Raw genomic sequence first — 23,665 nt, forward strand, 5'->3', positions numbered from 1 at the left:
TTTTTAAACGGGTTGATGGATAAGCAAATGGTAATTGATGCCACCGGTGCCAAAGCCGTTGATCGCCGCCCGACGTCCGCCTTCACCGTGTTGCCAGTCGAGCGCGACTTGCGGGATTTCGGCCGGGATCGCCGCCAGCGGCAGTTCGGCATTCAATGTCGCCACCGGCGTGGGCGGGATTTGACCGTGTTCGAAAGCGCTCAGCACTTTGCACAGGCTGAGCGCGCCGGCGCCGGCGAAACAGTGGCCGAAGTTGTACTTCACCGAACCGATGTACAAAGGGGCGCGCGCGGCGCGGCGATACCCCTGATGCAATGACGCGACTTCTGCCCGATCGCCCAGTTCGGTGCCGGTGCCGTGCGCTTCGAGATACTGTATCTGGCGCGCTTCGACGGCGCTCAGGCTCTGGGTTTTTTCGATTGCCAACGCCTGGCCCTCGGGATCGGGCGCGGTCATGGAATAGCTGTCGCAAGATCCCGATATCGCTTCGATGGTGGCGATGGCCCGCGATGTCGCCTGGCCGGTCAGAATGAAGAAGCCGCCACCGTCGCCGGGAGTAAAACCGTCGGCTTGTCGGGCGAAAGGTCGCATACGCGAAGCGGAAAGCATCATCTGCGCGCTGCACAGCACCATATCGCGTTCGAGCGTCGCCGTTTCTATGCCGCCGACGAGCACCGCATCGTAGCGGCCGGCCTGTAATGCCCTGACCGCATTGTGCAAGGCGGCCAGCGAACTGGCGCAGGCCGCCTCGACCGCGTAGCAGTCCGCCTCGACGCCGAGCTGTTGCGCCAACAGCTGCGCGGTGCCGAGGCCGCAGGCGCCATGCCAGCTCCAGCGGTTGATCGCGGGTTGGGGCGGTGGCGAAAGGGAGACGCCGGCGGGAGGCAACGCCGGCCACAGGGCGCGCATGGCCTGTTGTCGATCGGCGCTCAAAGACAGGTTGCTGGCGACGATAATGGCGATGCGTTCAAAGCGTCGCAGGCTGTCGGGCCACGCCGCGCAGCCGTTGAGGGCGTGCAGTTGTGTGACGTCGAGGCGCTGTTTTTTGGCCGGCATCATAGGCCGCGTCAGCTCAAGCCGCACCGGATCGTGCGTTGGGAAGCACATGGCGTGAGCGGTGTAGGCGCTGAGCTTTTGCGGCGTGGGGCGCACGAAGGCGCCGGGGTGCAGCTGCTCGGGGCTGTGATCGCGCAGGGCGTCCTCCCCGTTGCGCAAGGCCTGCCAGAAACGCGCTTTATCCAGCCCCTGCGCGGTGATGGGCTGATAGTCGATGATGCTGATGCGTGGCGAAGCCGTCGGTTTTAATGAGGGGGGAGACGCCGCGTCGATCCGCCAGCGGTAGCCGGTGAACGAGTGGCCGGCGCACGCCTGTTGCCGTTGCAACAGCATGTCGAGGAGATGGCAGAAAACCTGATTGGCGCCGGCAAAATAGCCGGCGCTCGGCGCGGCATCCTGCCGTTCGGCGATCAGGGTCGACAATTGCGCGATCGCTGGCCATCCCTGTTCCTGAGCGACGTCCAGCGGGCAAACGACCAGGCTGATCGCGCCCTCCAGCCAACAGGCCGAAGAGGAAACGCCCTGCGCCAACAGCATGTCCGCCTGAGGTTGATGGTGGAAGCATTGTACGGCGGTCAGCACCGCCATGCGGCTGTCGGCATGGCGAAAACAGTCTTGTGCCAGCTGCAGCAAGCGCAGGCCGCCCAGATCGGCGCCGTCGAGGGTTTGGCATTTACCGCGCGTGCGGGCGAAATGGGCGATGCGCGCGGGAATGCTGGAGGCCATTTCCCCCACGCGATCGTGGGATGAACTGCCGAACGCCTGGGCCAGCGGCTGTTTGTAATCGTCAATCCGGCGCATGACCGCCGCCGGTGAGAGCCCCTGAGCGTCAAGCCGTTCGGCCAGCCTGCGCAGCGCGCCGATTTTGGTGGCGTTGCGATAGGCGGCATCACTGCCCAAATGGGTGGCGCAAAATTGATCGCAGCGGTCGCGCAACGCGTCGGATAACGTCAGATGCTGCATGGCGGCGGAGGCGGCCTGCAGCGCCAGGCGGGTCTCGCGGCTGACCGCCAGTCGAAACAGCGGCGGGATGGCGAATTTTTTGAAATCAAACGCGGCGTCGTCGATCTGGCGGCCGCGGATCGGCGCGGCCGCATCGCTCCACGGCATCGGCGGCGGGGCGTCGAACAGCGCCGACCAGGCGGCGCCGTTGGACAGATCGATACGATCGATGCCGGGCAGTGCGCAGCCGATGCCGACCAGCGCCAGCGGCGCGGCATGAATTTCCTGGTTCATCGCGCATTCACCTCGGACAAACGTCCTCTGTCCACCTTGCCGTTCGCGTTGGTGGGCAGGCTGTCGGCGACCACCAGTTGGCTGGGGAGCATATAGGCGGGCAGCCTGGGCTGCAGGAACTGCTTGAGCTCCAGCAGGTTGGGGCGGAGCGCGCCGGGATGGAGGGTGATCACGGCGATCAGTTTTTGCTTCAGCTCGCCAAGCTCGACATACAGTGCGGCCTGGCAGACCGAGGGATGGTGATGAAGGATCGATTCTATCTCCCCCAATTCCACCCGGTAGCCGTTGATTTTCACCATGTCGTCCAGCCGGCCGCGGTAGACCAGCCCATTCGCCGTCGTCTCCACCCAGTCGCCGGTCGCGTGGCATTGGCGCGGATGCCATTGCGCTTGCCGCGATGAGGCGACGTTGCTGTAGCCGGGGGTAACGCACGGCCCGCCGATCAGCAATTCTCCGCGTCGGCCCGGCGTACCGTCAATCGGCTGCAGACGCCCCTGCTCATCGACCAACTGCGCCGTCAAGCCGGGCAGCGGATGGCCGATGGGGATCTGCTCCAGCGTCGCCAACTGCGTTCGATCCAGCGCGTAGGCGGTGCAGACATTGGTTTCCGTCGGGCCATACCAGTTGCTGACGCGGCAGCGGGCCGGCAGATGCGCAACCAGGCGCCTCAGCGCGGCGGCCGGATAAGGCTCTCCGGCGAACGTGACCTGGCGCAGCGTTTTCACCGTCGACGGCGCCAGCAACGCGCTCTTTTCCAGCATGGCTAAAATCGAAGGCACGCTATACCACAGGGTGACGCCGTGCGTTTGCAATCCGCGAACGAGAGCCTGGCAATCTTTCTGTTCATCTTCGCGCACGATCCAGGTCGCGGCGCCGGCACAAACGCCGGCGAACAGATCGAAGGTGCTCAGATCAAAGGCGAAACTGGCATGGTTGGCCAGTACGTCGCGCGCCGTCAGTTGTGTATCGCTGACGGCCCAGCCGATGAAAAACGTCAGCATGTCATGGGTGATTTGCACCCCTTTCGGGGTGCCTGTGGAGCCTGAAGTATAGAGAATGGCGGCGAGGGGAGAGCCGAACGCGGCGATCGCTTCCGGCCAGGCGCCATCGAGATCGGTGCGGTCATCGAGCGCGCTCAACCAGCCCTCATCGACGATCAGCGCGGGTGAGGCGGCGGCGATAATGCGTTCGATGCGCGCCGTCGGTTGGCTGAAATCGATAGGGACATAGTGGTTGCCGCTCAGCCAACACGCGTACATGGCGGCGACGGCGTCGGGCCCTTTCTGCAGGTTGAGCAGCACGGCCTGCTGCTTCAACCCGGCATGTCGCAGCGCCGCCGCCATCATGCAGGCGCGATCGGCCAGGCGACGATAGCTCCAGCGCCGATCGCCGTACAGCAGAGCGGTGCTTTCCGGCGCTTGGCGGGCGTGCCGGAACAGGGCCTCCAGTATCGGTGAAATGAAGGTTGCCATGATGTCAGACCTCGGTGGCGCGTGCGCGCTCTTCCCGTCGGACATCGCCGTTGACCGGCACGCCGGTCTCCAGCGCCGCCGCCACCAAAATGGCGTAGGCTTCATCCAGATCTTCACGCGTGTGTTCACTGGTCACGCTGATGCGTAAGCGGGCGTCACCCACGCTGACGCCCGGGAAGACCACGGTCTGGCAGAATAGCCCGCGCGCCCGGACGGCGCGGCCGAACAGCAGCGTTTTGGCGTCGTCGCCCACCACCACCGGAATGATGGCCGAGTCGGAATGCTCAAGGTCAAAACCGGCGTTAAGCAGCAGCGTGCGGAAGTAGTAGATGTTATCCCACAGCTTGGTCAGTCGCTCGGGTTCACGCAGCATCACGTCGATGGAGGCGATCACGCCGGCGGCGACTGCGGCGGGGATGGTGGCGGCGAAAACATAGGAGTTGGAGTAGAAACGCAGGTATTCGACCACTTCGCCATCGGCGCAAACGAAGCCGCCTAACCCCGACAGCGCCTTGCTCATGGTGCCCAGTTCGAGATCCACCTGGCCTTTCATATTGAAGTGTTCCGCCGTGCCCGAGCCGGTTTTGCCCAAGACGCCGGTCGCGTGCGCGTCGTCGACCAATACGCGTGCGCCGTAGCGTTCGGCCAGCTTCATCAGGCGCGGCAGATCGACGATATCGCCGTGCATGCTGAAAACGCCATCGGTGACGATCAGCTTGCCGCCGGGGTGATCGGCGTATTTGGCCAGCGATTTCTCAAGGCTGGTCAAAGAGTGGTCATAAATTTTCCGCTGCGCGCCCGCCAACTTGCAGCCGTCCTGGATGCTCATGTGGTTGATGGCGTCGGTGAACACCAGGTCGTGTCGGCTGGTCAGAGCCGAGATGCATCCCAGGTTGGCCGAGTAGCCGGACGGATAGACGATGCAGTCTTCGCGCCCTTTGAGCTTGGCCAGTTTGCGCTCCAATTCCAGATGCAGCACGTTGCTGCCGGCGATGATGCGGCACCCGGTGTTGGTGGCGCCGTACAGGCCAGCGGCGTCCTGGATGGCGTGGATCACTTCCGGATGGTTCGACAATCCCAGATAGCTGTTGGAGCCGAACATCAGAAATTCGCGGCTTTTGCCGGTGACCTCGTCGAACATGACCGCGCGGTTTTTGCACGGCGTTTCAAGCGGCATGCCGTACCAGTAAAGCTGACGCTGTTTTTTATCGCGATAAAAAGCGCCGAATTCACGCGTTTTATGGAACAAATCCGGGTGCTCGATGCCGACGAAGTCCCGCATGGTGCGCGGATCGCCGAGCTCATCGCGCGCGTCCGGCGATGCGGGCGCCTTGGTGGGCTGCGGCGCGGCGGACGCGGCGGTGTGCTGGCCAAAGCGGCTGAACCACGCTTCGCCCTGTTCCTGAACCAGCCGCGCCGCCAGGTTGTGCTCCAGCTCAGCCAGCGTGCGGCACTCCGCCAGCGCTGCGTTATCGTCCAGGCCCAGCGTTTTGAGCAACTCGTTGCGCGCCATCACCACCGCTACGGAGTCGATGCCCAGGTCGCCTTCGATGGCGGCGTCGGGGGACAGATCACGCACTTCATATCCGCTGTGGGTGGCGAACACCTGGCGCACGAGAGCGCTCAACCAGGCCTGAGGCGTCTGGGGGGCAGGTTGCGCGGCGGCGTTCGGCGTCGGCAGCGTGAAACCGCGCTGCAAAATACCGTCGAGCGCATCCTGAATGGTTTTGATCTCCTGGATCGCCAGCGGCGTATTTAATTGGAACTGACGGTTCAGCACCATGGCAATTTCCGCCAGCGCGATGGAGTCGACGCCCAAATCGTTTTCCAGATGGCTGGTCAGGGCCAGTGCCGACGGTTCATACTCGGTCAGCCGGGCGAAGGTGTGCAGCACCGACTGCCGGACGGCTTCATGCGCGTTTGCGGCGCTATCGACGGCGTGAACGCTCATGCGACACCCCCTGCGGCGACTTGCGCTTGCAACCGTTGCACCAGCGCAACCATCGCCTGCACCGAGGCGAAGTTCGCCGGATGGATCTCATGCATGCCGATGGCGACATGAGACTCCTGACGCAGAAAATCCACCAGATCGAAAATGGAGGCGGAATCGACGACGTTCAGTTCAAACAGCGGGGTTTGAGCATTCAGGCCGTCGTGATCGCCATCCAGATACTGGGTGGCGATATGCTGGATCAATTTGCTTTCTAACATTGCGAGCTCCCGTTGCTAACTGGTTATTTTTCGCCGACGATCAGGGTGCGTGGGCCGGCTATTTTCATGATGCGCGCGTTGCTGAATCCCGCCAGACGGAATCTGTCCAGGTATTCCTGCGCGCTGCTCTCTATGCCGCCGTCGGTGGAGACCAGCATGTTCAGCGACAGCAGGGCGGTAAATTCCGGCCCTGATTTGTCTTCGTTCAGCGGCGTTTCGGAAGCGATGAAGCGGCCGCCGGCCGGCATCGCCCGATAGATGTTGCGCAGGATGGTCAGTTGGGTTTCCGGGGCGTAGTCGTGCAGCATCCATCCCAGGTGGATCAGGTCATAGCCGCCGATCGGCAGATCGCCGCTGATGACATCGCCCTCCACGACGTCAATGCGTTCGCCATAGCCTTGCAGCGTCAGCTTGTCGCGCAAGAACGCCGAGGCCTGCGGCAGTTCGCAGATCGCGAGTGCGATCCCCGGATAAGCGTCGGCGATCGCCATCGGCAGGCTGCCGATCCCGCTGCCGATGTCCAAAAACGCACGGTGTTGCGAGAAGTCGTAATCGCGAACAAAGCCGGCGATAAAGGGCGCGGCGAATTTACCGAGAAATTCCTGGAAGTCCGCCACGTCGTCCGGATTTTGGTACAGGATGTCGAACCAACTGCGGTCATCGCCGAATACCGTGCGGCGCTGGTGGGCATCGTTTCGCACCGCCGTTTTCAGCTCGCCCCACAGCGGATACAGGAAGGTATCGATGTGGCGGCCCAGCCATCCCAGCCACTGGGGTTCGTCGCTCAACAGAAAAGCCCGGTGGGCGGCGGGCAAATGATAAAGGCCGTCTCGTTGGTCGAGATACCCCATGGCCCGCAGCGCGATGAGCAACTGCTCGGTGGAACGCGCCGGGCAGTCAAGCCGCGCGGCGATGTGCGCCGCGTCGGCGTCCCGATCGCGCAGCTGATCGAACAGCTTCAGCGCCAGCGCGGCGGTCAGCGCCTTGGCCTGGAAAAAGCCCATCATCTGATTGACGGCATCTTGCTTGGTTAAAGGCATTGCTGGCTCCCTAGTCTAAAAAGGTGGAGAGTTCCTCGCACACCGTGGCAAAGGCGCCGACGAAACGGTCGATCTCGGCTTTGCTGATGATGAGCGGGGGTTGAATACGGATCACCGTCGAGCTGTTGGCGGTAATGAAGGTCAGGATCTTGTGGTCCTGGCACAGCTTGGTGACGAATTTCATGCAGAACATTTCGCCGAGCGCCTGTTCCATGCGATCCATCGCCGCCCGCAGATGGGCTTGCACCGGATCGGGCAAGAATTTCCAGGTGGTGTGCCAATCGCCCGGCAGCCGGGTGGCGAATTCGCGGGCGGAGGCGTTGACCGCGCCGGTGAACGCCTGATCGAACTGGATCCCCAGCATCAGGCCGCGGCCGCGCACTTCGCTGACGAACGGATAGCGGGCGGCGATCTCGCTCAGTGCCTGCTTAAAGTAGGCGCCCATCCGTTCGGCATGGCCGACCAAATCCTGCGCCAGGATCTCGCGCAGCGCGCTGAGGGCGACGACCGAGGCGAGGTTGCCGCCGCCGTAGGTGGAGCTGTGCACCAGGAAGCGGTCCGCCGTGCCATAGGCTTTTTGCCAAAGCTCGGTTCGGCACAGCGTGGCGCCGATGGGGATCAGGCCGCCGGACAGGGATTTCGACAGCATCAGCACGTCCGGCTCGATACCGTCCCATTCGCAGGCGAAAAGTTTGCCGGTGCGCCCAAGCCCGGTTTGCACTTCGTCCACCATCAGCAGCACGCCGGTCTCGCGGCAGAGCTGCTGCACCGCCTGCAGGTAACCGGCGGGCGGGATATGCACGCCGCCTTCGCCCTGGATCGGTTCGATCATCAGCGCGCCGACGTCTTCACGGTTCAGCGCTTCCCGCAGCGCGGCGAGATCGCCGAACGGCACTTCCACCATCGCGTCCAGCAGCGGTGTGAAATAGCGGCGGTGTTTGTCTCGTCCGGTGATGGACAACGCGCCCAGCGTTTTACCGTGGTAACTGTTGCGCAGATAGGCGATGCCCGGCTTGCCCGTCGAGGCCTTGGCGATCTTCATCGCGGCCTCGACGGCTTCGGTGCCGGAGTTGCTGAAGAACACCCGGCCCATGTTGCCTGGCGCCAGACGACAGAGCACTTCGGCCAGCTTGGCGGTCTGTTCGGGAATGGAAATGTATTGAATGAAGTTGGGGCCTTGAGCGTCGAGGTAGTTTTTCAGCGCGTTGACCACTGGCTGCGGGTTGTGGCCCAGGTTTAGGCACCCGTAGCCCGCCACCATGTCCAGGAAAGCCTCGCCCGCATCGTCATACAACTGGGTGCCGGCGGCGCTGCGGAAAACGTTGTCGCAGCGCTGCAACTTGAGGAAGTCCACCATCATGGGGTTGATGTATTGATGATAGCGGTCAAGGGTGTCTTCCCTGGCCGGCGTTTGGGCGATGACCGCATCGATAAACGCCAGGCGCGATGCGGGCAGCGCCGCATCAGCCGGTTCCCCGGCATAGATGTCATGGTGGTAGTAGCGCTTGAGATTGGTCACGCTCTGCCGATCGATGCGCTCGCCGTACGAGGCCAGCGGATAGGCGAAGAACCCGTGGCGCTCGGCGATTTCACCGATCTCCAGCACTTTTTCCGGCGCCAGATAGCGGCCCAGCGAAAAGTTTTCCCGCCGGTTCTCCAGCGCCAGCACAATGGTTTCCGCCATGCAGCCGTTCAATTGTTGCTTGATGGTGACGTTGAGCGATTCTCCACCCAACTTGACCGCATCGGTGGCGGTGACGCAGCCGCCGTCGATGATCAGAATGTCATCCCGCGCCGGGCGCGTTTCCGAAGCGATATCGCGCGGCAGCGCCACGTCGATGAAGATCGAACCGGGTTGCAGTCTGGCGGGGTCGATCACGCCGCCGGCGGAGGTCGCGGCGGCAAACAGTTTGCAGCGCGGGTAGAGATCTTCGGGATCGCTGGTCAGGGTGACGCGCGAGTGATACTCCTCGGGCAAATGGCTGAGCAGTTCGCTGCGATCATGGTTGCCGGCGCGGTGCAGCAAATGGAGAGAGAAACCGTGCGCCAGCAGCAGACGGCTTAGCGCCAGGCAGATCGACCCCGGATAGCCGACGATGGCGACGGGTTCCTCCTCCGGGCTAATTTCCAGCCAGGACTGGATCTGCATCAAGGCCTTGTAGCCGGCGTAGGTGGTCAGCGAGTTGCCGGAGGTGACCGGCACCGGCGACTTTTCCGCGGTGGCTTCGCCGCGTCGCCCAACGATAGAGGTAAAACCGCCGAGACCGACCAGTTCGGCGCCATCGCCGGCCAGCTCTTCGATGCCTTGGACCACCCTGGCGGCGATACCGCGTGCGTCGGCCAGCATCTCATCCGCCACCAGCGGCATGTATTTGATCACCCCTTCGCAAGTGGCGCCGGTCGCCGAGGTGATCCTGGCGAAGTTCATAAAGGGAACCAGGTTTTGTCGTTCCCACAGTTCACGCGTATAGCCGCTGTGCTGCTCGGTCGAGTTGCGTTGCAGCAGATCGAGCATTTTGACGTAACGTTTCAACCCCAGCGAGGTGGGATGAGCGATGAATCCGAATTTCATGAGGTGGCTTCCTGTGTAGGATCTTGGTCGAAGGTGGTGCTGGTCGATTCGGGCTGTTGGGCTGCCCAGGCTTTGCGCTCCTGCAGGGCGTCGTGGTCGCTCGGATCGCGCTGCCAGCCTTTGGCGGTGGCCAGCGAGATACCGTCGCCTTCATTGTTGTGCCCCAGCACCACGGAGAACAGATTGAGTCGGTGCGAGGTGGTCAGCGCCTGGCGAATGACGTCTTCGTCGAAATGCGTAAGCGTTTTGCTCTGGATATGGAAGTTATTGACCGTTTGTTCGACGTCCGGCTGTTCGACGTTCACCAACCGCATTTGCCGCGAGGTGCGATTGAACAGAATGCGTTCCTGATAGGTATTGATGACGGACAGACCGCCGTTGCATAAATAGAAGACGGTGATGCTTTTATTCAGCAACTGCGGATGGGTGAGAATGTTGTCGATAAAAGCCGGCAGGATGTCCGGTACGATCCCTTTAGCGCCGTCGCCGATAAACGCCATCACGTGGCTTGGGCTGGTGTAAGCCAGGTAGCCGGTGGCCAGCAGAGCGTCGCCCATCAGGGCGCGGCCATACCAGCCGGAAAAGCCGCGGCGCGTTTTGGCGACGTTGCGCGCGGCGGAGATGCCGCACCGGCCGACGTCATATACGCCGGTAAAATCGAAGCCCTCCGTTTCGATCAACTCTTCAATCACTCGGTTCAACTGGCAGAAGAAGTAGTTGGCCGACATGGGCAGACTGGGAAGCTGGCTGACCACGTCGGAAGGCGAATCGAGATAGGCGGCGATCAACGCGCGGCGTCTTTCCCGCAATGCCGGATCGACGTCGAGATGCGCTTTCACCGTGCGCAGGAACGCCAGACAGTTCATGTGCAGGTGCAGATCGGCATAGGGCGACAGATGGCGGTCATCGTGCGTGAGCTGCACCAGATGAACCTTGCGCTCCAGCCTGCCGTCGGAGAAGGGGGTAGTGATCTGAGCGACGCGGCTTTTGATCATAAACAGGCTCTGCTCGCTCATGGCGTTGAGCTTGTCATTGGTGTGCAGGAAGTTGTAGACGCGCGGGCTATAGCCGTAAATCGCCAGGGTGCCCAGGTAGTGGGGATTGCGCCGGCCCTGATAATATTTCGGCGCCGAGCCGGGATGGGCCAACGAGTCCACCAGGGCGATGCCGGCGGCGTCGGCGATGTCATGGATCAGGGCGTATTCGTCGTCGCTGACCGGGCCCAACTGCCACACCAACCGTTCCGGCCCGCGGTTGATCAGCGCTATCGCCTGTGCCAGGCTTTCGCTCATCGGCAGCGGATCGTCCGCCGACAGAACCGGGATCGGCGAGGGATCGCAGACGGCGCCCTCCAGCGACAGGGTCGACTCCAGCACGTTTTGCGTCGCCAGAATCACCACTGGCCCCTGGCCTTGATGATAAAGGCGGAAGGCTTCCGTCAAACCGGCGCCGATCATTTCGACGTCATCGATATAAACGAACGGGATGCGGCGGGCGATAAGCACTTCGCGCATGTCCTCCGTCGGCGTCAGCGTTCCCTGGAAGCTGTACCATTGATTGCCGCGGTTTTCCGCCGCGACGATGATGCCCTGTGCGGCGGTTTCCTTGAGGTTGGCCAGCGTGCCCTTGAATTCATCCATCATCCCGGAGGTCACTACGCCGAGGAACGGCATGCGATACAGCTGCCAGTTGGCCATGGCGCCGCAGGCGATGGCGTGTTCGTTAGGGCCGCGCAGGATCAGCGCGCCGCGCGCCTCCGCATGCCGATCCAGATAGCCGATCAGATTGGAGATGATCGACCCGGTGTAATAGGACACCAGCCAGCGTTCGGCGGCGGTACGCTCGAAAAATTGAATCAGCTGCTCACCCAGCGTGTTGTGCAGCGCCAGCGCGCCGATCGGCTTGACCCGGCGGTTGGTGTAGTTCATCTCGAAGAAGTCCATCCACAGGCACAACAGCTCGGTTTGGAAGATCGCCGGATCTTCGCTGCGCACGATTTCGCGGTATTGCTGCGGCAGGTAGCGGAAGGGCGATCGCAGCTGGCGAATGAACGCAACGGTGGAGAAGGTGGTGTAAAACGCGGGAATGCCGCTGCGCTGCAAGGCGCTGTAAAAGGCGTCCAGATCGCGATCGATCTGTTCGATGCTGTCATCGACGCCGGCCGGCGTGGTCTGATCGTAGAACAGCATGCCCAAATGAAATTCGGGACGCTGTTCCAGCGCATGCGTATAGATGATCTTGCCGGTGGCCTCGGCCAGGCTGGCGCATTGGATGATGCGAACGTTGATAGCCTTGTTTTGGCCTTTGAGAAAGTGCAGCGCCTTTTCGCGCGCGGCCAGATAAAGCGAGTCCGCCGCCAGATCCAACAGTTTCAGCGGCATCTCGGACTGGATATGCACGCGGTTGAAAACATAATCGCGGATATCGTTCAGTACGCTAAGCCCGGTTTGGAAAAACGCCGGGTTGCGCGTCACCACCACCACGCCGACCGTCAGGGTGTCGGGATCCGCGTCGGTGCGGCAGGCCTGGCGCTCCGCTTGCCACACTTGCTCGTAGGCGGCGGAGTTGGTGAGTCTTGCTTGTCCTGTCAGGGTCGTCATGATGAGTTCCTTGTGCAGCCAAAATGGAGTGACGGCTTCAGCCAGGCGGGCAAATTCGGCACGACAAAGCCCGCGACGGTCTCTGCAGGCGGCGGTTGCCGCGCGCATCACCTTCGTTGAATTGTGCTGTGTTCAGGCGGATGGTTTACCTTCGCCGGATGTGGTGCTGACTAGCCATCGGCACGTTCTCCGCGTTGAATAATGACCGTCCCGCTGTCGCCGTCGAGAATCAAGGTGTCGCCGCTGTTGATCAACTGGGTGGCGTTCTTGAGATTGACCGCCGCGGGAATGCCGAATTCGCGTGCGACGATGCAGCTGTGGGACAGCGCAGAGCCGATATCGGTGACGATGCCCGCCGCCAGCGCGAAGAGCGGGGTCCAGCTGGCGTCGGTAAAGCGCGCCACCAGGATTTCGTTGGGCTGCAGCTCGCCGGCCTGCGCCAGCAGATCGGTGATGACGCGCGCTTTCGCCACCACTTTGCCGGGGCTGGCCGCCAGGCCGGACAGCATGCCGGCGGCGTTTTCCGCCGTGGGGGCTTTCATCCTGGGCTGATACCCCCCGACGATCGCCATCGGCGGCTCTTCCGCATGCAGGTTCAGCAGATGCTGGTGGCGATTGCGCTCGATCAGATCGGCGGCGAACGCTTCCTGCGCCGACTGTTCCCCCGCCATAAACGCGCGGAAGCGCTCGAAGTCCACATAGGGCAGATCGGCCGATTTGACCAGGCCTTGCGCCTCCAGGCGCCGCAGCACTTCCAACATGATGCGGCGGTAGAACCAGGTTTCGGTGACGAAGGTTGGCCGGGTCGCTTCGCGGCGTTCGGCCATCACGCCATACAGTTTGGTGATGAACTTCAGCTTCATCCGGCCAAACCAGGGCATCGCTTTAAGCAGCGCCGCGCTGTCTTCATGGCGCAGCCGCTCTGTTTCCCGCAGTTTCGTGTGCAGATCCACCGGATGTTGCAGATACATTTTCATCACTTGCAGCAGGTAGCTGGGATCGTCGTTCCAGCGCGGAAGACTCAATTCGAACTCCTGGCGGCCACGGGCGCCGAACTCGAACAGGAAGGCGCTGAAGTCGCTTTGCCAGAAGGCGCGCGATTCGGGATCGGTGGGCAGGACGGTGACCAGTTCCTGTGCGCTGTGTCGCTCGAACAGGGCCTTCAACGCCGGTTGACGATTGACCGTCTCCACCAGGCTGAGAATGCCCAGCGTGACTTCGATGGTGCGCAGGTTGTTCATCGACGCCTTGATGCGATTTTGCAATCCGTTGCCGCGGCCTTTGAGATAACGTTCGCAGGTCAGCGCCAGCACATCGTAGAGCGCGAACGACTGAAGGAAGAAGGGCATATAGGCGGCGCAGCTGTCGAGGAAGTAACCGTCGATGCGGCTGAGTTCTCGCTCCAGTTCCTGATGTGTCATGGTCGTCAGATCCAGCGCCAGAAAGCGGCGCGTCTCGCGCTGGCGCAGGGCGATCATGGCATCGACGGTCGCGCCGGCGCTGCGCAGGTTATGCCTCTGCTGTTTCAGCCAATGCCAGGCGCTCTTGAGATAAGCCCATCCCTGTACGCCGGGGCCATAGGGGTTTTTGTACCCGCTGAAATCGATATCGGCGGTGGCGTACCGGGTCGTGAACTTCATTTCGTCGCGGGTGGGCGGGCATTGGCGGAGCATGTAGGCCGATCCGGAGATATTCAGATAGACGTAGCCTTGCAAATACCCCATATAAATCTGCCAATCGCCGATATCCGCCAGCCCCATGGTTTTGATCGCCGGGCCATGAATATGCTTTTGGTAGAACTGGCAAAACGACAGCCCCAGCGGCGTCATCAAGCCGGTGACGATCTCGCCGGTGTCCATTCGGGAGAAAAAGGCCCGTTCCTTGATCGTCGGATCGCTTTCCCACGGGTTGGCGTAAAGCATCTGAACCGGTTTGGCCTGCGTGGTGATCGGCCGCGCCTGCAGGAGCCACACGCGATCGTCTTTCACCGCCCATTCGATATCCAGTTCCGCGCCGTAAATCATCCGCGTTTGCCGGGCCAGCCTGGCAAGCTGTTGCAGCTGTTCCGGGGTTAAGCTGGGGGCGTCTCGCCTGGCTTCGGGCGTTTGCAGCAGCGTGACCCGTCCCTGCGGATCGCGTTGGCAATAGTGCGGTTTGTGACGAATTTGCCGCTCGCGGATCTCGCCGCTCGCCTTATCCAAAATGAAGCTGTCGGTGGTGACTTGTCCGGAGACCACGCCTTCCCCCAGCCCCCAGCAGCTGTCGATGACGATGTGGTTGGCATCGCCTGTCAGCGGATCTTGGGTAAACATGACGCCGGCGGCGTCTGCATCCACCATGATTTGCAAGACGACGGCGATATCGCTCTGCGCCGCCGATGTCCGGCTATACTGGGCGGCGCGTTCCGCCCAGAGCGACGCCCAGCAGGATTGCACCTTGCGCACCACCTCGTCATCCCCGCGCACGTGCAGGTAAGTGTCGTATTGCCCGGCGAAAGAGTGGGTCAGGCCGTCTTCTTCCAGCGCCGAAGAGCGCACGGCGAGCGAGGCGCCGTCGCCCAACTGTTTGCAGGCGTGACGGATCGCCAGATCGAGCGGGGCGGGGATGGCGGCGCTCAAAATCATATCGCGCACGTTGCCCGGTGCGCCCGTGTCGAGCAGCGCTCCCGGCACGGCGAATTCGATAAACTGCCGGTAAGCCTGCGCGGTGATGCAAAACGCCGGCGGCACAGGCAAGCCCGCCTGAATCAAATGATTCAACGAATGGGCTTTGCCGCCCAGGCGATGGGGTTCCAGCGTTTTATCGCCGGAAAGTTCAACCACCAGGGTAGGATTCATGACATCACCTCCGCAGACGTAACGGGCATTGCGAGGCGTTCTCTCACCGCTTTGGCGGCGTTCAGTCCGGCTAACACCGCGCTTTCGATATTACCGATGCCCACGCTGTCCTGATTGGCGAAGTGAATATTCTCAAACGGCCTGCTGGCCTGGTGAAACACGCCCTGGGCCTGTTGCCCGGCGACCGAGGTCACCAGACCCGCGGGCCAGAACCAGATTTGAATGTCTTCAATGATGTCGGCGTCAATGCCCATGTTGCCCAGCACTTTGGCGATTTCGACATAGGTCTGTTGCTGCAGCGCCGGGAACTCGTTTTGCGCGGTGCGACCTTGCCGCTCTGGACGAGTGGTTGGTTTGAGCAGGGTTAATACCCCGGCTTCCGCGCTGAGGTGATTGTCCATCCAATTGGCGACCAGGCAGGTGCCGGCTTTGCTCCAATAGTAAGGTGTGCGGGTGTTTTCCGGCTCGATCAGATAGCCGCCGAACGAGCGTTCGAGGATCGGTTTTTTCAACAGCACGTTCGCCAGGTAGTAATCTTCATGGCGGATCTGGCGGATCGCCGCCAATTGCTCTTTGGGCAGGGTGGGCAACCAGGTGGGCACATGCGTTTTGGGGGCGGCCCAGATCACTTGTTTGGCTCTGATTTCGCTGGCCGCGCCATTGACGCTGAACCGGATCACCGTTTCGTCGCCGCCGGGCGTGATGCTTTGAAGCTGTACGCGGCTTTGCAGCCTGACGTTGTTTTGCTCCTCAAGATAGTCGAGCAGCCCGGCGCTGATGCTGCCGTTACCGCCCGGCAGCGTGACCAGATTGCCGCGTAAATACCCCACCAGGAAGTGCAATCCGACATAGGCGGAGACTTCGCGAATATCGAGACATTCCACGCGCAGCGTGGTGCTGACGGCATTCTCTACCAGCTTGCCGAATTTTCTCGGTGGCCGCAGATCCGCCGGGATCTGATCCAGTTTGTGCGGTTCGAACAGATACGTGTACAGCGGGATAGTGTCGAGCAGCGCCATATTCGTTTTGCTCCAGGCGCTCTGCGGCGTCCAGGGCAGGCTGGGGTACCGCTCGCCGCGCGGCGAGAAGGTATCCAGGAAGGCGTACAGATCGGCAAAGATCGGATCGCCCAGCTGTTTTGCCGCGATAACATAAGGTTTACCGATCAAGGCATGCAGGAATAGTTGTCCCGTCAGGCGCCAGACGGCGGGTTTAAGCAGGTAGACCGGTTGTTTGATAAAACCGACGACGACTTCACCCAGGCAGCGTAGCAGCAAGAAGGTGTCGAAAAATACCAGCGTGTCCTTTTCATTGGATTTATATACGCCGCTCAGACCGATTTTCTTCAGCAGTTGCGCCATGAAAGAATTCGGCAGCGGTTCCTGGAAGCAGACGCCGGCGATAGGAAATTTCAGGCGGTTCACCGTACTGTAGCGGGCGTTGCCGCCGAAGGAGGCGCTTTTTTCCAGCACCAAAACCCGGCGATCGGTCAGTTCGCTGGCCGCGGCCAAACCGGAGACGCCGCCGCCGATGATCACCACGTCATACTCGCCGTCCAGCGCGGGGGTTACCGGGCCGCCTGCCGCCGGCGTGGGCGTGGAAAAGTCGCGCGTGGGGAACGTGCGCGGCTTGGGTTTGCGGTGGTGCTGCTGACGCAGCATGTACAGCGCCGCCAGCGCGAAAATCGCATCGAGCAACATGACCTGCGGCTGGGCGCGGTGCAGGATCGTGACAAATCCCGCCATCATCAGCAGCTGGCAGTAGATGATCAATGGCGTCCAACGCGGGTTGAACATCAAGACCGCACCGGAGGCAAACAGCGCCACGCCGATCAGCGCGTTAACCACTGTACCCTGCGCCGCCAACCAAGCCGTCGCCCCGGCGTACCAGGTGCCCTGGTTCGCCACGGCCGCCTGCTGCAGAATATCGGCGACGTTTTCCAACTGAGGGAAGGCTTTCGCCAGGCCGGCCAACATATAGAGCACGGCAAAAACGCGTTGAACGATCATCATGCGCCTCCCCGCAGACCCAGCTTGCGGGCGACAATTTCTTTTTGTATCTCGTTGGTGCCGGAGAAGATCCGGCTGGGGATCACGTTCAGCAAGTGGCGCACCAGACCGAGTTCTTGATCCATGCCGGCTCCGCCGAAGATTTGAATCGCGTCCAGCGCGGACTGCACGGCATATTCGGAAATCAACAGTTTGCTCATGGCGATGTCGATCTCGGCATCCTGGCCCCGATCGTGTTTCCAACAGGCGCGGTAGAGCATTAGCCGACACTGTTCCAGACGCAGTTTCATATCGATGATGCGGTTGGAGACGGACTGAAATTGGCCGATCGCTTTGCCGAATTGTCGGCGTTGTTTGGCATAGTCCAGCGCGCTGTCGAACACGCGCTCCATTGCGCCGATAAACAGAGCCGACAGGCAGCCCTTTTCCCAGATCATTGAATCGTGGAAGATGGCGCCGCCGGCGCCCGGCATACCGATCCGTTGGGCCTCTGGAATGAAGACGTCGTTGAAGGTCAGTTCGCTCCACGGGCAGTTGGAGAGGCAATCTTTCGGGCTGACGGCGCCTACGTTTAAGCCTGGCATCCCTTTCTCGAGCACAAATGCGGACACGCCCATAAAGCCATGTTCGGGATGGGTTTTCGCATAGACGATGAAGATGTCGGCAATCGGCGCGTTGGTGATGAAAATTTTGTTTCCGTTGAGCCGGTAGCCGCCTTCACAGGGTTGAGCGGTTGATTTCATGGCATAAATATCGGAACCGGCGTCCGGCTCCGTCGCCGCATTCGCCGCGATCAGTTTTCCGGCCGCCAACGCTTCGAGATAGCGCGCTTTTAATGCCTCGGAACCGAAGCGGGAAAGCGGGATCACGCAGGCGCACAGATGGGCGCAGAGCGAGAAGGACATGCCGATGTCGCGGCTGCCTTTACCCAGCGCCTCAATCATCAGTGCAGTATCGAGCGCATTCATGCCCAATCCGCCGAACGCGGTCGTCACGGGGGCTCGGGTAAAACCATAGGCGGCGGCTTGTCGCCACAAATCCAGGCTTAATACCTGCCGTGAAAGCCGAGCATGCGCATCCTGATCCAGCACCTCGCGGGCAAAACGCTGAGCGGATTCGCTTAGAGCCTGCTGCTCACTTGATAAGTTAAAATCCATGACGAACTCCGCCATTGGGTTGAGAGATTAAATTAGCTAATATTTCTAGTTTGGAGGTGGCCAAAACTCAAACAGGCAAAGTAATGGTAAATGTAAATAAATGTTTATTTATGTGGTCTATTATTACAATTTTGTTAATTGATGTTTTTATTTTGTTGTTTTTGTTGTGTTTTATTTTGTGTTATTTATACACAAAAATTTACATATAATAAAAATCTTAATTTGATCAAATTTTAATAGGTTAGATTGTCTATTGTTTTTTGATGAATACTTTGCAGGTGAAGTATCTATCTTTTGGATGTGGCTATCGGTCTCTCATCGATATCGACGGTAGGGCGTTGAGGCTTGGTGAGTGGCGGAAAGCGGCTTAAGATAGGAGATGAGCAGGAGCATTCCGGAGGAAAAAATGAATATTAGCGACGTCGCGAAAAAGACCGGGTTAACCAGCAAGACGATTCGTTTTTACGAGGAGAAAGCGCTGATTACCGCCCCGATCCGCAGCGATAACGGTTATCGCCATTATTCCGCCAGGCACGTTGAAGAGTTGACGCTGCTGCGCCAGGCGCGGCAGGTGGGCTTCAACCTGGACGAGTGCCGTGAGCTGGTGGCGTTATTCAACGATCCGGCCCGCCACAGCGCCGACGTGAAGGCGCGCACGCTGCAGAAGGTGGCGGAGATCGAAAGGCACATCAGCGAACTGGGAGAAATGCGCCAACGCCTGTTGACGCTGGCGGAACAATGTCCGGGCGACGAGGGGGCGGAGTGCCCCATCATCAATAATCTGGCGGGATGCTGTCGTTCGAATTAACGGCTGATGGCGCGGATCACCAGCGTGACCCCTTCCACCGCCACCACTTCCACTTCAGTGCCGGCAGGCAGATCTTCCGCCGCCTGCGCGCGCCAGCTGCTGTCGCCGATATTGATGCGGCCCATGCCGTTGTGCATCGGTTCCGTCAGCGTGGCGCGGGTGCCGATCAGCTGGCGGTTGCGCTGGTTGAGCACCGGCGACCCGCCGGATGCGGCCGCCGGGCGCCGGCGCAGCCAGTACCACCACAGGTAAGCGACGACGACGGTCAGGACGGCGAAGATCGCGCCTTGCCACGCCCAGGAAAGTTGCGGAAGCAGCCAGATCAGGACGCCGACCAACAGCGCCGCCACGCCGCTCCACAGCAGGTAGCCGCCGGCGCCGAGCATTTCCGCCGCCAGCAACACGCCCCCGAGGGAGAGCCAAAACCACAGCGGATTCGCCGCGATCAGTTCGAGCATGATTATTTGCCTTTGCTTTCTTTCAGCAGTTCGGTAATGCCGCCGATCGAGCCGAGCAGGCTGCTGGCGTCCAGCGGCATCATCACCACTTTGCTGTTGTTGGAAGAACCGATCTTTTGCAGCGCGTCGGTGTATTTCTGCGCCACGAAGTAGTTCACTGCCTGAATGTTGCCGCTGGCGATGGCGTCGGACACCAACTGGGTGGCGCGCGCCTCGGCCTCGGCGGCGCGTTCACGCGCTTCCGCCTGCAGGAATGCCGACTGGCGTTCGCCCTCAGCCTTCAGGATCTGCGATTGCTTCTCACCCTCGGCGCGCAGAATGGCCGCCTGACGCACCCCTTCCGCCTCCAGGATGTCGGCGCGCTTGGTGCGCTCAGCCTTCATCTGGGCGTTCATCGAGGCGATCAGCTCCGCCGGCGGCCGCACGTCGCGGATCTCAATACGGGTGATCTTCACCCCCCAAGGGTTGGTCGCTTCATCGACGATGTGCAACAGGCGGCTGTTGATGCTGTCGCGCTGCGACAGCATTTCGTCCAGCTCCATCGAGCCGAGCACGGTGCGGAAGTTGGTCATGGTCAGGTTGACGATCGCCTGTTCGAGGTTGCTGACCTCGTAGGCGGCGCGCGCCGGGTCGACCACCTGGATAAAGCACACCGCGTCGATGGCGACGTTGGCGTTATCGCGGGAAATCACTTCCTGCGAGGGGATATCCAGCACCTGCTCCATCATGTTGATTTTGCGGCCGATGCGGTCCATGAACGGCACCACCAGGTTCAGGCCCGGCATCAGCGTCTTGGTATAGCGGCCGAAGCGTTCTACCGTCCATTGGAACCCCTGCGGCACAATTTTGACGCCGGCGAACACCACAATCAGCGCGACGACGATCACGATGGGAATAAAAGTAAGCATGCAAACCTCCTGTCAGACATATGTAAACAGATATTACGTCAGCGCCGGAAAAATGCCTACCGATACCGCGACTTAATCCAGGACATTGGCGACTCCGCCATAAGCGGAACCGCTGTTCCGAACAGGGAGAAAAACGTTATTGAAATAAGTCTGGCACAGTTGGCGGATAAGTATGCCTAAATGGCATGATTTCAATAATTTTTATTCATTTCATGATGTTGCTCGCCTTGGCTAGAGTAAAAACACCCCCGTGTTTACCGTCAAAAATTTGTCATTTTTATTTGCGACTATGCTTTTTGAAATGACATTTCGGCCAAGGATTGTTATGGATTCGCTCAGTGTTGATGAACTCGCCCAGAAGAAAGACCGCTGGTATCGCATTGTAGAGGAGATGCTGGCCGAAGCCGGCGTCGCCATCAACGGCCCGCGCGCCTGGGATATTCGGGTGCACAACCCGGCCCTGTTCAAACGCATTTTGCAGGAAGGCTCGCTCGGCTTCGGCGAGAGCTATATGGACGGCTGGTGGGAATGCGAACGGCTGGACATGCTGTTTACCCGCATTCTGCAGGCCGGCGTCGATGAGCGCCTGCCGAAAAGCCTGAGCGACATCGCGCGCATCGCCTATGCCCGGCTGTTCAACCGCCAATCGCGCAAGCGCGCCTGGCAGGTGGGCAAAGAGCATTACGACATCGGCAACGACCTGTTTCGGGCGATGCTCGATCCTTACATGCAATACTCCTGCGGCTACTGGAAAGAGGCGCAGACGCTGGATCAGGCGCAGCAGGCCAAGCTGCGGATGATCTGCGAGAAGCTGCAGCTGAAACCGGGCATGACGCTGCTGGATATCGGCTGCGGCTGGGGCGGGCTGGCGCAGTTTGCGGCGCAAAACTACGGCGTCGCGGTGCACGGCGTGACCATTTCGGCCGAGCAGCAGAAGCTGGCGCAGGCACGCTGCGCCGGGCTGGACGTCGAGATCTTGCTGCAGGATTACCGCGATCTGGATCGTCAGTTCGATCGCATCGTGTCGGTCGGCATGTTTGAGCACGTCGGGCCGAAAAACTACGAGACCTATTTCAGCGTCGCGGCGCGCAACCTGAAGCCGGATGGCCTGTTTTTGCTGCACACCATCGGTTCCAATCAAACCGACCTTAACGTCGACGCCTGGATAGACAAATACATCTTCCCCAACGGCTGCCTGCCTTCGGTGCGGCATGTCGCCGAGGCCAGCGAAGGGCGTTTCGTGATGGAGGATTGGCACAACTTCGGCGCCGATTACGATCGCACGCTGATGGCCTGGCTGGAGAATTTCAAACGGGCGTGGCCGGAATTGGCGGGCGGTTATTCCGAGCGCTTCGAGCGCATGTTCACTTATTACCTGAACGCCTGCGCCGGCGCGTTCCGTTCGCGCAACATTCAGCTGTGGCAGGTGTTGTTCAGCCCGGCGGGCGTGGAGGGCGGGGTGCGGGTCTATCGCTGATATCCTCGCCATATTTCAAGCTGACTGCACGTTCTAGCCCTGGTCGCTTAGTTATCTAAGCTCCCAGGGCTTCTCACCTTTGCCGCCTGGATGCAGCTTCAAGCATGACGAGTATCAGTACAGCAGTGAGTACAGCTGGCGGCGATATTTAGCGGCCAGCGCGTCGCCGGTGCCGAGTGCGGCCAGAATGTCCATCAGCGTCTTGCGCGCGTTGCCGTTGGCGGCGGCCAGATCCTTCTTCAGATGCCCCATCAGCAGTTCCAACGCTTCTTCGTTACGCCCGACCTGATGCAGCTGCAGCGCCAGCTGCACCGCCAGCTCGACGTTGTCCGGCTGCTGCTGCACCTGCTGTTGCAGCTGTTGGATTTCCGGCGTGTCCGCCGCCTGCTTCAACAGTTCAATCTGCGCCACCAGGCCTTGATAGCGCGTATCGCGATCCTGCAACGGGATGGTCGCCAGCACCGCTTCGGCATCTTCGCTGCGGCTGAGGGCGATCTGCGTTTCGGCCAGCGTCAGGCCGATGTCGCTGCGCTGCTGGCTGCTCTGCCAGGCGTCTTTCAGCAGCGGCAGCGCTTCGGCGGCGTTGCCGGCGGCCAGCAATTCTTGCGCCTGCGCCAGTTTCAGATCTTCTTCCTTCGGCAGGAAACGCTGCAGCAAGTCGCGGATCGCTTCTTCCGGCTGCGGGCCCTGGAAGCCGTCGACCGGTTGGCCGTCTTTAAACAGGTAGACCGTCGGAATGGAACGCAGCCCGAATTGGGAGGCGATCATCTGTTCGGCGTCGCAGTCCACCTTGGCCAGAATGAACTGACCGGCGTATTCCGCCGCCAGCTTGTCCAGCACCGGCGTGAGCTGCAGGCAGTGTTGGCTGCGCTCGGACCAGAAGTAGAACAGCACCGGAATGGACATCGACTGTTCCAGCGTCTGGTGCAGGTTAGTTTCGTTAATATCAACAACAGCTTGAGCTAGCATCTTTTTTCTCTCTGATCGTGCGGAGCCATGGGGTGTAAATGGGGGCGCGCCGCCATTCTTCAACCCCGTAGGGCGAATTAAGCGTTGCTGCGCAGCAGCCAATCCAGACAGCGGCCCGGCAAAATGCGGCGCAGCACGCTCATCGCGTGCGCCAGCAGGGTGACCGGATAGCGCAGTTTGGCGCGCGGGCTTTCCAGCGCGTGGCGCAGTTTGGGCAGGATGGCCTCCGGCGGCAGCGTCAGGCGCTTGGCGATGCCGGGATTGTGCACCGGCTTGTCGCTCTGCGCCTGGTTGACGTTCTGGCTAAAGTGGGTGGCGATCGGCCCCGGTTCGATCAGGCTGACCTGAATGCCGCTGCCGTGCAGCTCCATGCGCAGCGCGTCCGACCAGGCTTCCAGCGCGAACTTGCTGGCGGCGTAGGCGCCGCGCCCGGCGCTGGAGACCAGCCCCATCACCGAGCTGGTCTGAATGATGCGCCCTTCGCCGTGCGGCAACATCGCCGGTAACAGCAGCTGGGTCAGTTGGTGGGTGCCGAACAGGTTGGTGGCGAACTGCCGCTCCAGCTGGCTGCGCGAAATGCGGCTAAGCGGGCCGTAAACGCCGAACCCCCCGTTATTGAACAGGCCGTACAGGCGGCCGTCGGTCAGCGCGATCACCTCGGCGGCGGCGCGCTCGACGCTGGCGCTGTCGTCCAGATCCAGCTCAATGCCTTCCAGCCCCAGCTGGCGCATGTTTTCCACGTCCTGCGGCTTACGGCAGGCGGCCAGCACCCGGTAGCCGCGGTTGCGCAGATCCTGCGCCGCAATCAATCCAATCCCGCTGGAACAGCCGGTTATCAATACCGCTTTTTGCATA

General features: G+C 61.0%; 16 protein-coding genes. 2 read left to right on the forward strand and 14 right to left on the reverse strand.

Annotation, left to right across the window (positions count from 1 at the left end; genetic code table 11):
* Positions 1 to 3: 3 nt before the first annotated feature.
* The 10 genes from pigJ to pigA form a co-directional block, all read right to left on the reverse strand.
* Complete coding sequence (gene pigJ / locus ACP39K_RS07640) at positions 4 to 2,292, reverse strand: prodigiosin MBC biosynthesis protein PigJ (protein WP_497008406.1); 2,289 nt, start codon at positions 2,290 to 2,292, stop codon at positions 4 to 6.
* A complete protein-coding gene (pigI, locus tag ACP39K_RS07645) occupies positions 2,289 to 3,764 on the reverse strand; it encodes an L-proline--[L-prolyl-carrier protein] ligase PigI (protein WP_497008407.1) in 1,476 nt (491 codons plus the stop codon). Before pigI ends, pigJ begins: the two co-directional genes overlap by 4 nt.
* Before the next feature lie 4 nt (positions 3,765 to 3,768).
* Positions 3,769 to 5,715, reverse strand: a complete 1,947-nt coding sequence (locus ACP39K_RS07650; protein ID WP_060444129.1) for an aminotransferase class I/II-fold pyridoxal phosphate-dependent enzyme — start codon at positions 5,713 to 5,715, stop codon at positions 3,769 to 3,771.
* Positions 5,712 to 5,975, reverse strand: a complete 264-nt coding sequence (locus ACP39K_RS07655) for an acyl carrier protein (protein WP_004940224.1) — start codon at positions 5,973 to 5,975, stop codon at positions 5,712 to 5,714. Before ACP39K_RS07655 ends, ACP39K_RS07650 begins: the two co-directional genes overlap by 4 nt.
* Before the next feature lie 23 nt (positions 5,976 to 5,998).
* Entirely contained in the window at positions 5,999 to 7,015 is a 1,017-nt protein-coding gene (locus tag ACP39K_RS07660) for a methyltransferase (RefSeq protein WP_004940222.1), read from the reverse strand.
* A gap of 10 nt (positions 7,016 to 7,025) precedes the next feature.
* Positions 7,026 to 9,587, reverse strand: coding sequence for a prodigiosin MAP biosynthesis aminotransferase PigE (pigE, locus tag ACP39K_RS07665; protein ID WP_147827475.1), 2,562 nt, complete (start codon positions 9,585 to 9,587; stop codon positions 7,026 to 7,028).
* Positions 9,584 to 12,187: a prodigiosin MAP biosynthesis protein PigD gene (pigD, locus tag ACP39K_RS07670; RefSeq protein WP_497008408.1), complete on the reverse strand. Its 2,604-nt coding sequence runs from the start codon at positions 12,185 to 12,187 to the stop codon at positions 9,584 to 9,586. The genes pigE and pigD overlap by 4 nt, the downstream gene beginning before the upstream one ends.
* 170 nt (positions 12,188 to 12,357) lie before the next feature.
* Positions 12,358 to 15,024, reverse strand: coding sequence for a prodigiosin ligase PigC (pigC, locus tag ACP39K_RS07675; RefSeq protein ID WP_497008409.1), 2,667 nt, complete (start codon positions 15,022 to 15,024; stop codon positions 12,358 to 12,360).
* Complete coding sequence (gene pigB, locus ACP39K_RS07680; RefSeq protein ID WP_239686209.1) at positions 15,021 to 17,036, reverse strand: prodigiosin MAP biosynthesis oxidoreductase PigB; 2,016 nt, start codon at positions 17,034 to 17,036, stop codon at positions 15,021 to 15,023. The genes pigC and pigB overlap by 4 nt, the downstream gene beginning before the upstream one ends.
* Entirely contained in the window at positions 17,033 to 18,190 is a 1,158-nt protein-coding gene (gene pigA / locus ACP39K_RS07685; RefSeq protein WP_033641110.1) for a prodigiosin MBC biosynthesis dehydrogenase PigA, read from the reverse strand. The genes pigB and pigA overlap by 4 nt, the downstream gene beginning before the upstream one ends.
* A 406-nt stretch (positions 18,191 to 18,596) precedes the next feature.
* Between pigA and cueR the strand changes: the two genes are divergently transcribed.
* Positions 18,597 to 18,998: a Cu(I)-responsive transcriptional regulator gene (gene cueR, locus ACP39K_RS07690; RefSeq protein WP_015376888.1), complete on the forward strand. Its 402-nt coding sequence runs from the start codon at positions 18,597 to 18,599 to the stop codon at positions 18,996 to 18,998.
* Here the strand turns inward: cueR and ACP39K_RS07695 are convergent.
* Together ACP39K_RS07695 and ACP39K_RS07700 are read right to left on the reverse strand one after the other, a co-directional pair.
* Entirely contained in the window at positions 18,995 to 19,456 is a 462-nt protein-coding gene (locus tag ACP39K_RS07695; protein WP_016928811.1) for an NfeD family protein, read from the reverse strand. The two genes, cueR and ACP39K_RS07695, sit on opposite strands and share 4 nt — an antisense overlap.
* Before the next feature lie 2 nt (positions 19,457 to 19,458).
* Positions 19,459 to 20,364: an SPFH domain-containing protein gene (locus ACP39K_RS07700; RefSeq protein ID WP_004940203.1), complete on the reverse strand. Its 906-nt coding sequence runs from the start codon at positions 20,362 to 20,364 to the stop codon at positions 19,459 to 19,461.
* Positions 20,365 to 20,689: 325 nt separating this feature from the next.
* On the opposite strand from ACP39K_RS07700, the gene cfa reads away from it, so the two are divergent.
* Positions 20,690 to 21,841: a cyclopropane fatty acyl phospholipid synthase gene (gene cfa, locus ACP39K_RS07705; RefSeq protein WP_497008410.1), complete on the forward strand. Its 1,152-nt coding sequence runs from the start codon at positions 20,690 to 20,692 to the stop codon at positions 21,839 to 21,841.
* A 114-nt stretch (positions 21,842 to 21,955) separates the two neighbouring features.
* Here cfa and ACP39K_RS07710 read toward each other — a convergent pair whose 3' ends face one another.
* Entirely contained in the window at positions 21,956 to 22,810 is an 855-nt protein-coding gene (locus ACP39K_RS07710) for a co-chaperone YbbN (RefSeq protein WP_025160052.1), read from the reverse strand.
* 77 nt (positions 22,811 to 22,887) lie between these two features.
* Positions 22,888 to 23,664, reverse strand: coding sequence for an SDR family oxidoreductase (locus tag ACP39K_RS07715; protein WP_016928808.1), 777 nt, complete (start codon positions 23,662 to 23,664; stop codon positions 22,888 to 22,890).
* Position 23,665: the final 1 nt, after the last annotated feature.

It is taken from the genome of Serratia sp. EC4, from assembly GCF_059652115.1.